Genomic DNA, 17953 nt, shown 5'->3' on the forward strand with positions numbered 1-17953 from the left:
ATGTATGCGGGCGTAGACCACCGCTAATCCAATCCGCATGGAGGCAAATTCCGTGGAGCAATCACTGGCCAATATCGCCGGAGACTACCTTCCGATCCTTGTTCTGTTGGCTGTGGCCATCGGACTGGGGCTTGTTTTGTTGCTGGCGGCGGCGGTTGCTGCTGTTCAGAATCCCGACCCTGAAAAGGTCAGCGCCTATGAATGCGGGTTCAACGCATTCGATGATGCGCGGATGAAGTTCGACGTCCGCTTTTACCTTGTGGCGATCCTGTTCATCATTTTTGACCTTGAGGTCGCGTTCTTGTTCCCCTGGGCGGTCGCGTTTCAAGATGTCAGCATGGTCGGCTTCTGGTCGATGATGGTGTTCCTCGCCGTGCTGACCGTGGGCTTTGCCTATGAGTGGAAGAAAGGGGCGCTCGAATGGGAGTAGCAACCGGACTGAATGATGCAGGGTTTGACAAGGAATACGCCACGCAGACCCTGAACAAAGAGCTGCAGGACAAAGGGTTCCTCGTTACATCGACCGAGGACCTGATTAACTGGGCGCGCACAGGATCGCTGCACTGGATGACCTTTGGTCTGGCCTGCTGCGCGGTTGAAATGATGCATACGTCGATGCCGCGCTATGACGCCGAACGCTTTGGGATCGCGCCGCGCGCCTCCCCACGCCAGTCGGATGTCATGATCGTTGCAGGCACTCTGACCAACAAAATGGCCCCTGCGCTGCGCAAGGTTTATGACCAGATGCCTGAGCCACGTTATGTGATCTCGATGGGGTCCTGCGCGAATGGTGGCGGCTATTATCACTATAGCTATTCGGTTGTGCGTGGCTGTGACCGGATCGTGCCTGTCGATATCTACGTGCCGGGCTGTCCGCCGACTGCAGAGGCGCTGCTTTACGGTATCCTGCAACTGCAACGCAAAATCCGCCGTACCGGCACGATTGCGAGGTAAGCGATGAGCAAAGCCCTGAACGAACTTGGCGCGCATATCGAGGCCAAGCGCCCGGATTGCGTGCTGAAATGGGATGTCACCCACGGCGAACTGAACATTGATGTGGCCCCGGCCAACATCAAAGGGTTTGTTGAGTTCCTGCAAACGGATCGTTCCTGCCAGTTCTCGTCGCTGGTGGATATCACGGCTGTCGACTATCCGGCACGGCCTAAGCGCTTTGACGTCGTCTACCACTTTCTGAGCATGTATCAGAACCACCGCATTCGTTTGCGGCTGGCCGTGCGCGAGGATGAAATGGTGCCGTCGATCACCGATGTCACGCCGTCGGCCAATTGGTTTGAGCGTGAAGTCTTTGATATGTTCGGGATCCTGTTCTCGGGACACCCTGACCTGCGTCGTATTCTGACGGATTACGGCTTCCGGGGCTATCCGCTGCGCAAGGATTTCCCGACGACCGGCTACACCGAAGTGCGCTATGACGAAGAGCAGAAGCGCGTGGTTTATGAGCCTGTGTCGCTTACACAGGAATACCGCCAATTCGATTTCATGAGCCCATGGGAAGGCGCGGAATACGTGCTGCCTGGGGACGAGAAATCTGACGACGCGGCCAAGGGGGCCTAAGGTATGGCGGCTCCGACGCTTGTTTATGGTGTCGGCGCAACCAAGGCGGGGACGTCTTGGCTCTATACCTATTTGCAGGGGCATCCCGACACGGTTTTACAGCCGTTCAAGGAAGTGCATTTCTGGCGATTTGACGGTGCCGTGGACCCTGCTGTTGCAGTGGCCGACGCCGAACGCCTGATCGGACGAGCCACATCCAATTACGAGGCCGCGAAATCGACTGGTGACGCCAACTGGATGGCAACCACGTCGCGGAACGCCTCGGCGTTCTGGCGTCTTCTGAACATGCACCACGCGCCATCCGTCGATGCGTACCTGGCAACGTTGGACGCGATGGCCGACGGATCGCCCATCGTGGCCGATTTTACGCCGTCATATGCCTTGGCGGATACAGACACACTGGCGCGGATGCAAGATATCGGACGTCCGACGCGCTTTATCTACATGCTGCGTGATCCTATTGATCGGCTTTGGTCGCATTTCCGGATGAACCGTGGCCGCGAGGGAGAGAAATCCTGGACCCTCGCCGAGCGTTTCGAAGCGTGGATGTCCGGGAAATCCCCTGAGGTCACGGCGCGTTCGGATTACAAGGGAACACTTGGACGATTGCGCACCGCGATTCCACGGGAAAACTTGTATATCGGGTTTTTCGAGGAACTGTTTACGCAGGACGGCGTCAACGCCGTGTGTGATTTCCTTGGCCTCGCACATCACAAAGGTGATTTTGGCCACCGCGTTTGGGCATCGAAAGAAGAGGCGATGCCTGCGGACCTCCGCGAGCGCGCACGCGAGGCGCTTCGCCATCAATATACTGCCGTCGAAGCCATGCTGGGCCGTGTCCCGGCCAGCTGGGACGATGCCTATCAGAGGGCCGCATAATGCGTTTGGCCCTGATCGAAACACATGGCGGCGCCGTTGCCGCCTTTGAATTCCGCAAAGGAGACTGACATGGACGGCTCCACCTTCGAAGACGCCCTGACCGGCGAACAGAAGATCCGCAACTTTAACATCAACTTCGGGCCTCAGCACCCGGCGGCACACGGCGTGCTGCGTCTGGTGCTGGAACTGGACGGCGAGATTGTCGAGCGGTGTGACCCGCATATCGGCCTGCTGCACCGTGGCACAGAGAAGCTGATGGAAAGCCGGACCTACCTTCAAAACCTGCCATATTTCGACCGCCTCGATTACGTGGCGCCGATGAACCAGGAACATGCGTGGTGTCTGGCGATTGAAAAGCTGACTGGCATCGAAGTGCCACGTCGTGCGTCGCTGATCCGCGTTCTGTTCTGCGAAGTTGGCCGCATTCTGAATCACCTCATGAACGTCTGTACGCAGGCGCTGGACGTGGGCGCGCTCACGCCCATCACGCTGGGCTTTGAATACCGCGAACAACTGATGGTGTTCTATGAGCGGGCTTGTGGTGCGCGCCTGCACGCAGCCTATTTCCGCCCTGGCGGTGTGCATCAGGATTTGACGCCTGAGTTCCTCGATGACCTCGAGGCGTGGTGCCCGACCTTCCTTGAGTTCATGAACGACCTCGAAGGCCTGCTGACCGAAAACCGCATCTATAAACAGCGGAACGTCGATATCGGTGTGGTGACAGAGCAGGATATCAAGGATTACGGGTTCTCGGGCGTGATGGTTCGCGGGTCCGGGCTTGCCTGGGACCTGCGTCGTGCGCAGCCTTATGAATGCTACGATGAATTCGACTTTCAGGTTCCTGTCGGGAAAAACGGCGACTGCTATGATCGCTATCTGTGCCGCATGGCCGAAATGCGGGAATCGACGTCGATCATCCAGCAAGCCATCACAAAGCTGCGCGAGCCCGAAGGGCAAGGTGATGTTCTGGCGCGCGGCAAATTCACACCGCCAAAGCGCGGCGACATGAAAACCTCGATGGAAGCTTTGATCCATCACTTCAAACTCTACACCGAGGGTTTCCACGTGCCTGAGGGCGAGGTGTACTGCGCGGTCGAAGCTCCGAAGGGGGAGTTTGGCGTTTACCTCGTTGCAGACGGCACAAACAAACCCTATCGCGCCAAGCTGCGTGCACCGGGTTACCTGCACCTGCAGGCTATGGACTATATGTGCAAAGGCCACCAACTGGCTGACGTCGCCGCGATCATCGGGACGATGGACGTCGTGTTCGGTGAGATCGACCGTTAATGCACCGCGTCTGCGTCATATGTTTGGGGCTGCTTGCCCCGGTCGTGGGTCACGCGACACCTGCGCAGGACGCGTTGATCGCTGCAGTGAACGAAAGCGATTGCACTTTGACAACCGCCGAGGCGAACGAGGTTATGCCGCGCCTTGGCATTTCGCGGCCTGAGGCCATCGCATTGTCCCGCAAGTTGATGCAGGACGGTGTCGTGACCTTCGCCGATGACGAAGAAACTCTCGTGCTGCTGCCTCCAGTCTGCACAAAGTAAGAAACGGATACTGTAATGCTCCGCCGCCTACATCCTGATCAGCCAGACAGCTTTGCCTTTACGCCAGACAACCTCGCCTGGGCGGAAAAGCAGATCACGAAATACCCAGAAGGCCGCGAAGCCAGCGCGGTTATTCCGCTGCTGTGGCGTGCGCAAGAGCAGGAAGGTTGGCTGAGCCGCGCCGCGATTGAAGAAGTCGCGCGTATGCTGAACTTGGCCTATATCCGCGTGCTGGAGGTGGCGACCTTTTACTTCATGTTCCAGCTGCAACCCGTTGGCAGCGTGGCGCATATCCAAATCTGTGGTACCACGTCCTGCATGATCTGCGGGGCAGAGGACCTTGTTTCGGTTTGCAAGGAAAAGATCGCGCCAAACCCGCATCAGATCAGTGAAGACGGCAAGCTGAGCTGGGAAGAGGTCGAATGCCTCGGGTCGTGTGCCAACGCCCCGATGGCGCAGATCGGCAAGGATTATTACGAAGACCTGACGGCAGACGGTTTTGCCCAGATGCTGGATGACTTCCGCGCGGGCAAAGTTCCAACTCCGGGACCACAGAATGGACGCTACGCGGCTGAACCGCTGAGCGGCCTGACGAGCCTGAAAGAATATGACAGCGGGCGCACCCAGTATAACGCATCCGTGCAATTAGCGACGGACATCGGCGATACGGTCAAACGGATCGACGGAACTGAGGTGCCGCTTTTGGCACCTTGGGGCGACGCGCGCGGCACCGCAAATGTGCCAGCGATGCCGGATCGCCCGATGTCGGCTGTGAAGGCTGCACAAGAGAAAGACGCGCCGAAATCGAACGCGTCCGACAAGGTCCCAGCCTCAAAGACCCAACAAGCGGCCAAGCCCAAAACCAAGCCTGCCAAGGCCCCGGTCACCCCGAAAGAGGGTGCGAAGGCTTCGAACGGAACGGAAAGCCCAGAAGCAGCCGCGATCACCGAAGGCACCAAACCGCAGGGGCTGACGGAACCGCGCGGTGGCAAAGCCGATAACCTGAAAGAGATCAAAGGGATCGGGCCCAAGCTGGAACGGCTTTGTAATCGACTAGGGTTCTATCACTTTGACCAAATCGCTGCATGGACCGCCGACGAGGTCGCTTGGGTTGACCAGAACCTCGAAGGGTTCAAAGGCCGCGTGACACGCGACCAATGGGTCGAACAGGCCGGGGTTCTGGCCGCTGGCGGCGAAACTGAGTTCTCCAAACGTGTCGAGGACGGCAACGTCTACTGATACGCGCTCCGCGATTTTCCCCGCGCTACTCTGACGTGAACGCCTTAGACCTTCGCATCATTGCGAAGCGAGACAGCGTGCGCGCAACGTGTTATGGCAGTTTCACAAAGAAATGCCAAAAAGACGATGAACGGGGGAGTTCTAAGACATGAATAGAGACGAGGGAGGCGCAAGCTGCACCTGGGGATCGCTGGTGATGGCCGCATTGATTGCAGCCTTGGCCACGATCGTGATGCGGTTTTTTGCGGAACTGTCGTGGACAGGAGCCATCTTTGTGGGGGCTCTCGCCTTTGGGGTTCTGGCGCTGTTGTTCGTATGGATTTTCTGCCGCGAATTGCCTGCCTTGGGTGATGTGGAGGCTCCGGGATCAGGGCCTGCAAAGGGGTCATCGGGCGGCGCAAGTGCTGGTTCGACAACCGATGCATCCACTGCTGCCGCGGGAACTGCGGGCGCAGCAGCCGCTGGCCGTGCTGTTGCCGCCAGTCAAGACGCTTCTGCTGCATCGGCGGCAAGTGATTCTGAGGCAAACGCGGTCAGCGCTGATGGTTCTACCGATGTCAGTGTTGCTCCGGTCGTGAAATCCTCTCAATTGGCAGGCCAACAGGAATTGGCGGCCCGCAAAGGTGAGTGGAAGTATGATGGCGGCTCGGACGCCAAGGCCGCGAGTGCGCCGGCACCGGCTGTGAGTGCCGCGTCAGACGATAAGGATTACGATGGCGACGGTGTTGTCGAAGGCAAAGGCGAAGGTCAGCGCCCAGAAGGTCTGAGCGAGGCGCGCGGTGGCAAGGCCGACAACCTGAAAGAAATCAAAGGGATTGGTCCAAAGCTTGAGAAGCTGTGTAATACTCTGGGCTTCTATCATTTTGACCAGATTGCGGCATGGACGTCCGACGAGATCGCTTGGGTTGACGCGAACCTAGAAGGCTTCAAAGGCCGGGTGAGCCGCGACAAGTGGGTCGATCAGGCCAAGGTTCTGGCAGCGGGTGGAGAGACGGAATTCTCTAAACGTGTCGAGGGTGGCAAGGTCTACTAAATTAGGTCAATCGCCTGTTTCTTGGACAGGTGTTTTCGATGGGCGCGGTCGCAAGACCGCGCCCTTTTTCATGTTGCGTGACATACCCAACAATCCGGCGTACAATGCTGCAACGCAGAATATTTGCTGCACTTGCAAATTGAACAAAGGGGCGCTGCCATGACCGATTTTTCCACGTATTTTGATCAGATGGGCCGCGCGGTCGTTTCCCAGCATCAGGCCGCAATGGCATTGGCGCAGGTGCCGATGATCGCCGTAGGCCACGGTGTCGTGCAATCCGCGCAGATATTGGATGACATGCAGTTGCTTCTGGCGCCAACAGCCGCACCCAAGGCATTGCCAGCGCCAAAAACCGCGCCGAAACCGGCGGTGGCCAAGACCCAAGCAGCTCAGCAACAGAAGACCACGCCCAAGGTTGTGGCAAAAACCGATCGCCCAGTTGCGCCAAAGCCTGTTGCGAAGCCAAAACTGGAGGCTGTGGCGCCAACCAAGGCAAAATCCAAAGCCGCGAAGAAGGCTGAACCTCAAGTCGCGAAGCCTGCGGTTGAGACAAAACTAAAGGCAAAATCGAAGGCAACTGTTGTTTCGGTGACACCAGCCGGTGGCAAAGCTGTCTCGCTCGCCGCCATTCCAGATCCTGCGGAAAAGCCTGTGAAGGCGGAGAAAGCTCCGACGAAGGCGCCCGTCAAAGCAGCGACCAACACGCCAGCCAAGGAAGCAGCCCAGAAAGCGCCGGTAAAAGCGTCAACGAAAGCGGCACCCGCACCGTCCATGGCCAAAGCCGAGCCAACTGCAAAGCCGGTTGCAAACGCGGCTGCGAAGCAGTCCGCACCCGCGCCGGTTGCGAAAGCAACCGGGCCCAAACCGGCCGCGCCGCAAAAGCCAGTCACAAAGGATGACCTGACGCGCATCAAAGGCATTGGACCGAAACTGGCTCAGACCCTGAATGAAAAGGGTATCACCAGTTTCACTCAAATTGCGGCCTGGTCGGACAGGGATGTAGAGACCTTTGACGCCACGCTTGGGGCCTTCCAAGGGCGGGCGAAACGCGGTAACTGGGTCGCGAAAGCCAAAGCGATCCTAGAAGGCAAAGAGCAACCGTGAGCAAACCGTCACCAGACCAGATGTCCCGCGCCCGGCAGGGTCGCACAGCGTCGCTGGTGATTGCAGGTTCGATGTTGTTCTGGATTGCGGCCCAATGGATTGGGCCGCAGATCGGTTTGGCCGGCAACTACGCTATACTTATCGACCTGATTGTTCTTGCTGCGCTCTTTTGGGCGCTTGTGGTTTCGGTCCGATTGTGGCGAAAGAGGAACGATCCCTAAGATAGGGCGTTCGTATCTAAACCGACTCCAAACCGACAAGGGAACCGCACCCAATGCTCGCTGATCAGGACCGCATCTTTACCAATCTTTATGGCATGCATGACCGCACGCTGAAGGGCGCGCAACAGCGTGGCCATTGGGACGGAACCGCAGGACTGATTCAAAAGGGACGCGACTGGATCATCCAAGAGATGAAAGACAGTGGGCTTCGCGGACGTGGCGGTGCGGGCTTCCCGACCGGGCTGAAGTGGTCGTTCATGCCCAAAGAGAGCGATGGGCGTCCAGCATACCTTGTCGTGAACGCGGATGAGTCCGAGCCAGGTACCTGCAAGGACCGCGAGATCATGCGCCATGATCCGCACACTCTGATCGAAGGTTGCCTGATTGCGTCCTTCGCGATGAACGCGCATGCCTGCTATATCTACATTCGCGGTGAATATATCCGCGAGAAAGAGGCGCTTCAGGCCGCGATTGACGAAGCCTACGACGCGGGCCTTCTTGGCAAGAACGCTGCTGGCTCGGGCTGGGACTTCGACCTTTACCTGCACCATGGGGCAGGGGCCTATATCTGTGGCGAAGAGACGGCGCTGATCGAAAGCCTTGAAGGCAAGAAAGGCATGCCACGCATGAAGCCGCCTTTCCCGGCGGGTGCGGGACTTTATGGATGCCCGACCACCGTGAACAACGTCGAGTCGATTGCCGTTGTGCCGACGATCCTGCGTCGCGGCGGGGCTTGGTTCAAAGGCTTTGGTCGCGACAACAACCACGGCACCAAGCTGTTCGCGATCTCGGGCCATGTGAACAACCCGTGTGTTGTCGAAGAAGAAATGTCGATCAGCTTTGAAGAACTGATCGAGAAACACTGCGGTGGCATTCGTGGTGGCTGGGACAACCTTAAGGCCGTGATCCCTGGCGGATCGTCCGTCCCCTGCGTGCGCGGGGAAAAGATGAAAGACGCCATCATGGACTTTGATTACCTGCGCGGCGAGCTGGGGTCTGGCCTTGGCACGGCGGCGGTGATCGTGATGGATCAATCGACGGACATCATCAAGGCGATCTGGCGGCTGTCGAAGTTCTACAAACACGAAAGCTGTGGTCAGTGTACGCCATGCCGCGAAGGCACTGGCTGGATGATGCGCGTGATGGATCGTCTGGTGACGGGCGAGGCCGAGCCGGAAGAAATCGACATGCTTTGGGACGTGACCAAACAAGTTGAAGGTCACACGATCTGTGCGCTTGGTGATGCGGCTGCATGGCCAATTCAGGGTCTGATCCGGAACTTCCGCGATGAAATCGAGGACCGCATCAAACACAAGCGCGTTCCAATCGCCGCCGAGTAAGCCGTTTTTCCGAGTAAGAGTGTGTGAAATGAAAAAGCCTGCAGTTGTTGTGGCCGCCCTCATTGGGTTGGCCGGGTGTATGGGTCCTGTTGGGCCCGATCCATTGCCGGGTGACGAATACTTCTTGATGGCCTATCCTAAAAATGCGCCCTGCACATTGGTCGGGGATGGTATAAGGGTTGAGCAGGTCAGCAGTGCTATCGGCGCCAACTTCATCGCGCGCGGTCCAATGGATGGATCCACAATCGTTTGCCAGACCGAAACCGGTGAGCAGCTTCGGACGACGGGTCATCGGAAATATTTCACGCGCTCTGACAGTGTGACCGCAAATTTGCGGCCTATTCGCGTGGGAGAAACCAGCTTTTTCGGAACCACCGTCATCGGCACGCAGACCTACGAATTCTTCGACAACGTCGTGCTGGCGAAATAGGCGGACAATCTCACGACGCGTCTTGTCAGATTTCGCGAAACCGCGCATCCTGTGCAAAAAATTGGATGGGCAGTACATGAAGAATGCATTGATGATCGGGCTGTTGCTCGGCTCTGGGGCCATGGCCCACGCGGACGTGCTTCGCGTTGATGAGAATGGCATGACCGCTGTTTTGCTACGGACGCCTTTGAACCTTGATGCGCCTTTCCAAACGGACATGGTGACAGTGACTGTGACCCCCGCCAGCCCGGATGCGCAGGATTTCGCGACGCGGATCGCCTGTGAAGACGCCGTGGTGATGGGCGTTGATCGGAGCAGGTCTGCTGGACCGTCTGTAACCTTTTCGGTTCTGTGCGGGGACTATGACTGACACCGCAAACAAAAGGGACCGTGCCGATGCATCTGGCGCAACTGAATGTAGGGCGACTGATCGCGCCGACGGATGATCCGCGGATCAAGTCATTCATGGACAATCTGGACCGTGTAAACGGTCTGGGGCGCCGGATGCCGGGTTTTGTCTGGATGATGTCAGGATCGGGTGAGCCGGGACGCGGCTCAATAGATATCGCGATTGGCGGCGATCCGCGTTTTGTGCCGAATATGTCTGTCTGGACCGATGTCGAAAGCCTTGAGCGGTTTGTCTGGGGGACGATCCACAAACAGTTCTACGAACGTCGCGCCGAATGGTTCGAGGTGCTGGGTGAACAGCACTTTGTCATGTGGTGGATCGAAGAGGGACATGAGCCGACTCTGGAGGAAGCCTTAGAGCGACTAGAGCATCGCAAAACCCACGGCGATACCGACCATGCTTTTGGCTGGGATTGGGTCGCAGGTATCAACATGCACAAAACACACGCCTGCGTGTCCTGATTTCGGACCTTTGCGCTTGCTTGCGAATTTCGAATTTGTAACGACGCGCGCGGATCGGTCACCAGAACCGAACTTTGAAGCAGGATCAGGTCATGAAAATCTCGGCAAAATTCGCATCGGGCGCACTCCTTTTGGCGTCTGTCACTTTGGCAGGCTGCGTCACAATCAAAGGATCTTCTGCCACACCGGAAGAGGCACGAGCGGAATACCTGCGTACATCTACTCAGATTGCGCTTGCGCAAGGCGTGGCGGATCGGTGTTCCGAATATAGATTTAATTCCGAAGCCTCAGAAATGCTGTACGGGTTGGCATCTGACCTCGCCGACCGGGAATATGTCGGCGCAGATCGTCGCGCCGAGCTGCGGTTGCAGGCAAAGGCGACGGCGTCAGACGCAATCGCTTTGCAGCAGGGGCTTGGTGAAACCGAGTTGTGCAATCAGATTCCTGTCTGGATGTCTGATGGATCTATCGACCCCACTCTCTTGATCACGCTTTAGGCACAAATGCGCCCAGCCGGGTGCGATTCACCGTGTGATATTGCATAACGTGGCTGTCTCTCACCATCTCACTCAAACAAGGACCAAAAAATGAAAGAGAGCAGGATGACTCGCCCGATCAAATTCGCACTGGTGTTTATTGGCCTCAGCGCCCTGACCGCGTTGTCGCCGCAAGCCCGTGCCGAGCAGCAGGCGCCGGACTATTTCGTGGAGGTCATGTTCAACACGACAACGGCTGAAAGGCTGGCTCAGTTTTGCCCGACAGTGACCGTCAATGCCGTTCATGCACAGCTTCAATCCGAAGCGTTGGTCAACCGTCTTACCGACGAGGGATATGGGGATGTGACGTCCTTTGGCACATTGGCAGGTCTGGAAGAGGGCGTGGCAGAGTTGCAGGCGGCGTTTCTCGAAACCCATGCATTGGCCGGTGCGGGCCCTGATCGGGTTTGCGAAGTCGCTCAGGCCGAGATCGAAAATGCCACGGCACTTGGCGCGTATCTGATGGTGATCGACGGCTAACAGCGCCGGCAATGACCGCGATATCGGTCCAAATTCGCCATAACCGGGCGGTGTTATTGAATATCAGTGCGCGTGCCGCCGATGTGGCACGCAGGATGAACGAGTTTTGAAAGGATCCACCATGCGTTCGGTTTTGACCTTGGTGATGATAATGGCCCCTGCCGCGGTCTCGGTGCAGGCTTCAACGCCTGGCGACCTGCCAAAGGTGCGCGATGGTTTGGTCGCGATTGCGGCTGCCAACGAAGTACAAAAGAATTGCGACAGTATCGCACCTCGGATGGTACGGGCATATTCGGCTATGAAGTCGCTGGAAACATACGCCCGAAGCCAGGGGTACAGCGCGCAAGACGTTCAGGACTATGCCAAGAGCAACACTGCGAAGGCAGAGATTGCATCGCTGGCGCGGAACTATCTCGTGCAAAACGGAGTTGATCCCGCGCAGCCAGCAACGTACTGCACGGTTGGCTCCGCTGAGATCGAAGACGGTACCAGCGTTGGGCGGCTTTTGAAAACAAAGTGAGACCTTGATGACTGACCTCCGCAAAATCATCATCGACGGGAACGAAATCGAAGTGGATCCGGCGATGACGCTGATCCAGGCATGTGAGGAGGCAGGGATCGAAATTCCGCGCTTCTGCTATCACGAACGCCTTTCGATTGCCGGTAACTGCCGGATGTGCCTCGTAGAGGTTGTCGGAGGTCCGCCAAAGCCCGCCGCAAGCTGTGCGATGCAGGTCAAGGATCTGCGCCCCGGACCCGAAGGTCAGCCACCGGTTGTCAGGACCAATTCGCCAATGGTCAAAAAGGCCCGTGAAGGCGTGATGGAATTTCTGCTGATCAACCACCCGCTGGATTGCCCGATTTGCGACCAAGGCGGCGAGTGTGATCTGCAAGATCAGGCGATGGCCTATGGCGTCGATTTCAGCCGCTTCCGCGAAGTGAAGCGCGCGACCGAGGATCTGGATCTGGGTCCGCTGGTCGAAACCCACATGACGCGCTGCATTTCCTGCACCCGCTGCGTGCGCTTTACGACCGAGGTCGCAGGGATCACGCAGATGGGCCAGACGGGTCGCGGCGAAGACGCCGAGATTACCGCGTATTTGGGCGAAACACTCGACAGCAACATGCAGGGCAACATCATTGACCTGTGTCCGGTCGGTGCGCTCACGTCAAAACCCTATGCGTTCAACGCGCGCCCTTGGGAACTGACAAAAACCGAATCCATTGATGTCATGGATGCGCTTGGCTCGAACGTGCGCGTCGACACCAAAGGCCGCGAAGTCATGCGCTTCTTGCCGCGTAACCATGACGGCGTGAACGAAGAATGGCTGGCGGACAAGTCCCGCTTTGTCTGGGACGGTCTGCGGCGTCAGCGTCTGGATCGCCCATACATTCGTGAAAACGGCAAGTTGCGTCCAGCAACCTGGCCAGAGGCGCTGACCAAAGCGGCTGAGGCAATGAAGGGCAAAAAGCTGGCCGGTCTGGTGGGCGACCTTGCCCCAACTGAGGCTGCTTTTGCCTTGAAACAGCTGATCGAAGGTCAAGGCGGTGTTGTTGAGTGCCGAACGGACGGCGCAAAGCTGCCGTCTGGCAATCGCTCGGCCTACGTTGGAACCGCCGCAGTCGAAGACCTCGATGATGCAGAATACGTGATGCTGATCGGGACCGATCCGCGCATTGAGGCACCTGTGCTGAATGCGCGCATCCGCAAGGCATGGCTCAAAGGGGCCAATGTGGGTGTTGTCGGGCCAGCGGTAGACCTGACCTACGACTACAAACATGTCGGAGCTGACCGGGCCGCATTGCAAGGGCTCGTTGATGGCGATTACGGCTATGTTGTGGACACCAATTCGGTGGTTGTCGTCGGCCAAGGTGCATTGACGGGTGAAGACGGCGAAGCGGTTCTGGCGGCTGCCATGGCATTCACCGAGAAAACACAGTCCAAACTGTTGATCCTGCACACGGCGGCCGGCCGTGTTGGCGCGATGGATGCGGGCGCAACGAACACGGACGGTATGAACGCGGTTCAATCGGCTGAGGTGATCTATAACCTCGGCGCGGATGAGGTCGAAATCGCCGATGGGCCATTTGTGATCTACCAAGGGTCACATGGCGACCGTGGTGCGCATCGTGCGGATATCATTCTCCCCGGTGCGGCATACACGGAAGAGCAAGGGCTCTTCGTCAATACCGAAGGGCGTCCTCAGCTGGCATTGCGCGCTGGTTTTGCGCCGGGCGAGGCCAAGGAAAACTGGGCGATCCTGCGCGCACTGAGCGCAGAACTGGGTGCAACACTGCCGTTCGATTCGCTGACGCAACTGCGTCAAGCGCTGGTGGAAGAGGTTCCGCATCTCGCAGAGATCGACACGGTGCCTGAAAACGAATGGCAACCCGTCGCAACTGGTCAGCTTGGTTCAGGAGCCTTCGGCACGGCGATTGCAGATTATTATCTGACGAATCCGATTGCCCGGGCATCGGCCCTGATGGCGGAGCTGTCCGCCAACGCCAAGGCGCGCTCCGAGACACCTATCGCGGCAGAGTGATCCTGTGCGTCGGATGCTGATTGCGGCATTGGCGGTTCTCTGTGGCTGCCAATTGCCGGATGCATCGGTGAACGGGGGAATCGGCGGGGTAGGAGATGACCTTGCGTCGCCCTTTGCCCCTGAATATCGCGGTGTGCAGACGCGGCTTTTGGAAGACAATCTTGTGAGTTTTATCGTTGAAATGCGTGGCGCGCGGGATCGAAGCGACGTGGCTGACTATGCAGATTGCGCTGCGGCGCAATATGCCTTGATCCGTGGCTTCGGATTTGCGCGACATGTGCGCACAACGGCATACGAAGAGGCTGGTATTTGGCGCGGAGATGCGGTTTACACCGTCTCGCCAACACTGCCGCGTGGCACTAGAACCATCGACGCCGAAGTCAAGGTGGCCGACTGCGCGGAACAAGGGATACCGACGGTATGAGCGAATTCTTTTCGACTGGCTTGGGCACGGCAACGATCATTGTGGCGCATGCCCTTGGCATCATCGCCTTTGTCATGGTCTCGCTTCTGTTTCTGGTCTACGGCGACCGCAAGATCTGGGCAGCTGTTCAGATGCGGCGCGGTCCCAACGTGGTTGGGGCGTTTGGTCTTTTGCAGACAGTGGCCGACGCGCTGAAATACGTTGTCAAAGAGATCGTAATCCCAGCCGGTGCCGACCGCACCGTGTTCCTGTTGGCACCGCTGATTTCATTCGTGCTGGCTGTTCTGGCATGGGCCGTGATCCCGCTGAATGCTGGATGGGCGCTTGCAGATATCAACGTGGCCATTCTGTTCGTGTTCGCCGTGTCCTCGCTTGAGGTTTACGGCGTGATCATGGGTGGCTGGGCCTCGAACTCGAAGTACCCTTTCCTTGGGTCGCTCCGTTCTGCTGCGCAAATGATCTCTTACGAGGTGTCGCTCGGCCTGATTATCATTGGGGTGATCATCTCGACCGGGTCGATGAACTTTGGCGCGATTGTCGCCGCACAGGACGGGGCAGGCGGGCTGTTCAACTGGTACTGGTTGCCACACTTCCCCATGGTGTTCCTGTTCTTCATCTCGGCCCTGGCTGAAACAAACCGCCCACCGTTTGACCTGCCTGAGGCGGAATCAGAACTGGTTGCCGGTTATCAGGTGGAATACTCGTCAACGCCATTCCTGCTGTTCATGGCGGGTGAATACATTGCCATCTTCCTGATGTGTGCTCTGACGACGCTGCTATTCTTTGGTGGTTGGCTGTCGCCCATCCCGTTCCTGCCCGATGGGCCGGTCTGGATGATCCTGAAAATGGCGTTCTTCTTCTTCCTCTTCGCGATGGTGAAGGCGCTGGTGCCACGTTTCCGCTATGACCAGCTGATGCGGATCGGTTGGAAAGTGTTCCTGCCATTCTCGCTGGGTTGGGTCGTCTTTGTGGCCTTTGCAGCCAAGTTCGGCTGGTTTTGGGGCGCATTCGCCCGCTGGTCCACCGGGGCGTAAGGGGTTGAAAGACTGATGAGCATCCGCGACGCCATACTGAACGCCTCAATGAAAGAGATGTTCGACCTTGCGCAGCACATGCGCAAACACGCGTCCGTGGCGCGCGCGCCGATGCCGTCAACCGGTGATCTGATTGAACACATCTGGGTCTGGGCCAATGCTGATCCGTCGCCGGAGGCTGATGCCGCATTCGCGGACGCCATCGGGGCCAGCGAAGACGAGATCGCCGAGTTCACGGATGACGTGGATGATATCGCGGGGGACGAGGGGGTTGCGGACCTGACAGAAGAGGCCGCCTCCGCGCAGGCCGTCTTGGCCGACGAGGTCGAGATCGAGACATCGATCACCGAATTCGAACCGCTTCCTCTGTCGACTGACGTCAATACAGACGCAGACGCAGCACAAGACCGCCGCGTTCGCCGCGAGCGCAGGGCCTTGGAAGCGGCACGAAAGCAAGCAGAGGCCGTTGCAGACGCAATGGCCGCGAAAAACAAACCAGCGTGATGGCCGCGCCAGACTTGGCGCGCTGATCACAAGATGAACACACGGGCCGCATGGCTCAGAGCAATAGGAACGCAACGGTGACTCAGATCGATTACACCCGCGCAGCAAAATACTTCCTGCTGCAGGATTTCTGGAACGGCTTCAAAATCGGGATGAAGTATTTCTTCTCGCCCAAAGCCACGGTGAACTATCCGCACGAAAAGGGTCCAATCAGCCCTCGGTTCCGTGGGGAGCACGCGCTGCGCCGCTATCCAAATGGCGAAGAGCGCTGCATCGCATGCAAACTATGTGAGGCTGTCTGCCCCGCTCAGGCGATCACCATTGACGCAGAACCGCGCGCCGATGGCAGCCGCCGCACGACACGCTACGACATCGACATGACCAAGTGCATCTACTGCGGCTTCTGCCAAGAGGCTTGCCCGGTCGATGCCATCGTCGAAGGTCCGAATTTCGAATTCTCGACCGAGACACGCGAAGAGCTGTTCTACGACAAGGACAAATTGCTGGAAAACGGCGACCGCTGGGAAGCTGAGATCGCGCGCAATCTGGAACTCGACGCGCCGTACCGCTAAGAGCGCGGCAAGCCAAATCCTGACTGAGTCTTTCCGAAGTCAGGGCCAAGCCAATCCGGGCAAAACGCCCGGGAGAAGGGACGAAGGACAATGAGCGACGCGGCCGCAAACGCATCGCACGACGCGGAGGACACTGCTCTCGTTTGGCTGGGGCAGTGCGCCCTTTGCACGTTGTCGGGCTGTGTAAATGGCGGAGGTGCTGCGCGTGACTGACCTCTCGATCTTTGCAGCCATGCAAAAAGCATCCGAGGAATGGGCGAAAGCCACAGGCCCGTGGATGGAGGCGATGACGCCGACCATGCCAGCCGATGTGCTGGAAGCCTTCTTTGGGAAAGGGATCAGCCCGGATGGGCTTGATGCCAAGACGCGGCTTTTGCTGAGCCTCGGCGCGTTGACCGTGCTGGGTTCCAAGGCTGAGCCGCAAATCAAGATCACCGTGCGGAACGCTCTTGCGGCGGGTGCCACACATCAAGAAATCGCTGAAACCATTGCTCAGATGTCCGTCTTTGGCGGCGTTCCGGCAATGACCAAAGCCATGGAACTGGCCCGCGCCGTTATGGACGAGGAAACATCATGACCGTTGCGACGATTGCCTTCTACCTCTTTTCGCTATCGGCCCTGGCCGGTGGCCTGTTCACGGTGATCAGCCGGAACCCGGTCCACTCGGTCCTTTGGCTGATCCTGGCCTTTCTGTCGTCGGCAGGGCTGTTTGTTCTGCTCGGCGCTGAGTTCGTCGCGATGCTGTTGATCATTGTCTATGTCGGGGCGGTCGCGGTGCTGTTCCTCTTTGTCGTGATGATGCTGGATGTCGACTTTGCAGAGTTGAAAGCCGAGATGGCGCGGTATTTGCCGCTTGGCCTGCTGATTGGCCTCGTGATCCTAGGCCAGCTTGGCATTGCCGCAGGCGTTTGGGGCTTTTCCGAGGGGGCAGAAGGTCGTCTCGCGGCGCCGATTGCGGGCGATGTTGAGAACACCAAGGCGCTGGGTCTGCTGATCTATGACAAATACTTCCTGCTGTTTCAGGCATCTGGCCTGATCCTGCTGGTCGCGATGATCGGTGCAATCGTGTTGACGCTGCGCCATCGCAAAGACGTCAAGCGCCAAAATGTGCTGGCGCAGATGTACCGCGATCCAGCCAAGGCGATGGAACTAAAAGACGTAAAGCCGGGGCAGGGGCTCTGACATTTGAATTGAGAGGGACGTGGCCTCGGACGAAATCTGAGGCAGCGACCTGAAAGCATGAGGTCCCGGATCAGGTCCGGGACTGCGAAACAACAGAGGCACATCAAGTGCCAAAGCGAGGGACCGCATGATTGGTCTGGAACATTATCTAACGGTAGCAGCAGCGCTATTCGTCATCGGTATCTTCGGGCTCTTTCTGAACCGGAAGAACGTGATCATCCTGTTGATGTCGATCGAACTGATGCTCTTGGCGGTGAACATCAACCTGGTGGCGTTTTCGGCCTTCCTCGGTGACCTCGTCGGGCAGGTCTTTACGCTCTTTGTTCTGACGGTGGCTGCCGCCGAGGCTGCCATTGGCCTTGCCATCTTGGTCTGCTTCTTCCGCAATCGTGGCACCATCGACGTCGAAGACGTCAACGTGATGAAAGGTTAAGGCA

25 protein-coding genes are annotated in these 17953 nt (G+C 58.0%); all 25 read left to right on the forward strand.

Annotated features, from left to right (window positions below):
- Positions 1–73: 73 nt before the first annotated feature.
- Positions 74–430 (forward strand): NADH-quinone oxidoreductase subunit A, encoded by a 357-nt coding sequence (locus FE702_RS01885; protein ID WP_430303138.1) that lies wholly within the window; start codon positions 74–76, stop codon positions 428–430.
- Positions 421–954, forward strand: a complete 534-nt coding sequence (locus FE702_RS01890) for a NuoB/complex I 20 kDa subunit family protein (protein ID WP_147124526.1) — start codon at positions 421–423, stop codon at positions 952–954. The genes FE702_RS01885 and FE702_RS01890 overlap by 10 nt, the downstream gene beginning before the upstream one ends.
- Before the next feature lie 3 nt (positions 955–957).
- Positions 958–1575 (forward strand): NADH-quinone oxidoreductase subunit C, encoded by a 618-nt coding sequence (locus tag FE702_RS01895; protein WP_147124527.1) that lies wholly within the window; start codon positions 958–960, stop codon positions 1573–1575.
- A gap of 3 nt (positions 1576–1578) precedes the next feature.
- Complete coding sequence (locus FE702_RS01900; protein WP_147124528.1) at positions 1579–2454, forward strand: sulfotransferase; 876 nt, start codon at positions 1579–1581, stop codon at positions 2452–2454.
- A gap of 69 nt (positions 2455–2523) precedes the next feature.
- Positions 2524–3741: an NADH-quinone oxidoreductase subunit D gene (locus FE702_RS01905; protein WP_147124529.1), complete on the forward strand. Its 1218-nt coding sequence runs from the start codon at positions 2524–2526 to the stop codon at positions 3739–3741.
- Between the two features lie 44 nt (positions 3742–3785).
- A complete protein-coding gene (locus tag FE702_RS01910; protein WP_147124530.1) occupies positions 3786–4004 on the forward strand; it encodes a hypothetical protein in 219 nt (72 codons plus the stop codon).
- 15 nt (positions 4005–4019) lie between these two features.
- The gene (locus FE702_RS01915; RefSeq protein WP_147124531.1) at positions 4020–5243 is read left to right on the forward strand and encodes an NADH-quinone oxidoreductase subunit E; all 1224 of its coding nucleotides are present in this window, start codon (positions 4020–4022) and stop codon (positions 5241–5243) included.
- A gap of 148 nt (positions 5244–5391) precedes the next feature.
- Positions 5392–6276, forward strand: a complete 885-nt coding sequence (locus FE702_RS18995) for an endonuclease (protein ID WP_430303136.1) — start codon at positions 5392–5394, stop codon at positions 6274–6276.
- Positions 6277–6435: 159 nt separating this feature from the next.
- Positions 6436–7380, forward strand: a complete 945-nt coding sequence (locus tag FE702_RS01925; RefSeq protein ID WP_147124532.1) for a helix-hairpin-helix domain-containing protein — start codon at positions 6436–6438, stop codon at positions 7378–7380.
- Positions 7377–7601 (forward strand): DUF5337 domain-containing protein, encoded by a 225-nt coding sequence (locus FE702_RS01930; protein ID WP_255449553.1) that lies wholly within the window; start codon positions 7377–7379, stop codon positions 7599–7601. Before FE702_RS01925 ends, FE702_RS01930 begins: the two co-directional genes overlap by 4 nt.
- Positions 7602–7654: 53 nt before the next feature.
- Positions 7655–8941: an NADH-quinone oxidoreductase subunit NuoF gene (gene nuoF, locus FE702_RS01935; RefSeq protein WP_147124533.1), complete on the forward strand. Its 1287-nt coding sequence runs from the start codon at positions 7655–7657 to the stop codon at positions 8939–8941.
- Between the two features lie 28 nt (positions 8942–8969).
- Positions 8970–9371: a hypothetical protein gene (locus tag FE702_RS01940; protein WP_147124534.1), complete on the forward strand. Its 402-nt coding sequence runs from the start codon at positions 8970–8972 to the stop codon at positions 9369–9371.
- 76 nt (positions 9372–9447) lie between these two features.
- Positions 9448–9741, forward strand: a complete 294-nt coding sequence (locus FE702_RS01945) for a hypothetical protein (protein WP_147124535.1) — start codon at positions 9448–9450, stop codon at positions 9739–9741.
- A gap of 26 nt (positions 9742–9767) precedes the next feature.
- Entirely contained in the window at positions 9768–10241 is a 474-nt protein-coding gene (locus tag FE702_RS01950) for a DUF3291 domain-containing protein (protein WP_147124536.1), read from the forward strand.
- A gap of 92 nt (positions 10242–10333) precedes the next feature.
- On the forward strand, positions 10334–10738 hold the full coding sequence (locus FE702_RS01955; RefSeq protein ID WP_147124537.1) for a hypothetical protein: 405 nt from the start codon (positions 10334–10336) through the stop codon (positions 10736–10738).
- A gap of 105 nt (positions 10739–10843) precedes the next feature.
- Entirely contained in the window at positions 10844–11257 is a 414-nt protein-coding gene (locus tag FE702_RS01960) for a DUF5333 family protein (RefSeq protein WP_147124538.1), read from the forward strand.
- A gap of 121 nt (positions 11258–11378) precedes the next feature.
- Positions 11379–11777 (forward strand): DUF5333 domain-containing protein, encoded by a 399-nt coding sequence (locus FE702_RS01965; RefSeq protein ID WP_147124539.1) that lies wholly within the window; start codon positions 11379–11381, stop codon positions 11775–11777.
- A 7-nt stretch (positions 11778–11784) separates the two neighbouring features.
- Positions 11785–13800 carry an NADH-quinone oxidoreductase subunit NuoG gene (gene nuoG, locus FE702_RS01970; protein ID WP_147124540.1) on the forward strand — a complete coding sequence of 672 codons (2016 nt, stop codon included), beginning with the start codon at positions 11785–11787 and terminating at the stop codon, positions 13798–13800.
- Between the two features lie 13 nt (positions 13801–13813).
- Positions 13814–14224 carry a hypothetical protein gene (locus FE702_RS01975; RefSeq protein ID WP_147124820.1) on the forward strand — a complete coding sequence of 137 codons (411 nt, stop codon included), beginning with the start codon at positions 13814–13816 and terminating at the stop codon, positions 14222–14224.
- Positions 14221–15258, forward strand: a complete 1038-nt coding sequence (gene nuoH, locus FE702_RS01980) for an NADH-quinone oxidoreductase subunit NuoH (protein WP_147124541.1) — start codon at positions 14221–14223, stop codon at positions 15256–15258. The genes FE702_RS01975 and nuoH overlap by 4 nt, the downstream gene beginning before the upstream one ends.
- A 15-nt stretch (positions 15259–15273) precedes the next feature.
- A complete protein-coding gene (locus tag FE702_RS01985; protein WP_147124542.1) occupies positions 15274–15762 on the forward strand; it encodes a hypothetical protein in 489 nt (162 codons plus the stop codon).
- 77 nt (positions 15763–15839) lie between these two features.
- On the forward strand, positions 15840–16334 hold the full coding sequence (gene nuoI, locus FE702_RS01990) for an NADH-quinone oxidoreductase subunit NuoI (RefSeq protein WP_147124821.1): 495 nt from the start codon (positions 15840–15842) through the stop codon (positions 16332–16334).
- A gap of 205 nt (positions 16335–16539) precedes the next feature.
- Positions 16540–16911: a carboxymuconolactone decarboxylase family protein gene (locus tag FE702_RS01995; protein ID WP_430303139.1), complete on the forward strand. Its 372-nt coding sequence runs from the start codon at positions 16540–16542 to the stop codon at positions 16909–16911.
- Positions 16908–17516, forward strand: coding sequence for an NADH-quinone oxidoreductase subunit J (locus FE702_RS02000; protein ID WP_147124544.1), 609 nt, complete (start codon positions 16908–16910; stop codon positions 17514–17516). The genes FE702_RS01995 and FE702_RS02000 overlap by 4 nt, the downstream gene beginning before the upstream one ends.
- 127 nt (positions 17517–17643) lie before the next feature.
- Positions 17644–17949 (forward strand): NADH-quinone oxidoreductase subunit NuoK, encoded by a 306-nt coding sequence (nuoK, locus tag FE702_RS02005; RefSeq protein WP_147124545.1) that lies wholly within the window; start codon positions 17644–17646, stop codon positions 17947–17949.
- Positions 17950–17953: the final 4 nt, after the last annotated feature.

It is taken from the genome of Shimia ponticola (genome assembly GCF_007995215.1).
Classification (GTDB): domain Bacteria; phylum Pseudomonadota; class Alphaproteobacteria; order Rhodobacterales; family Rhodobacteraceae; genus Shimia_B; species Shimia_B ponticola.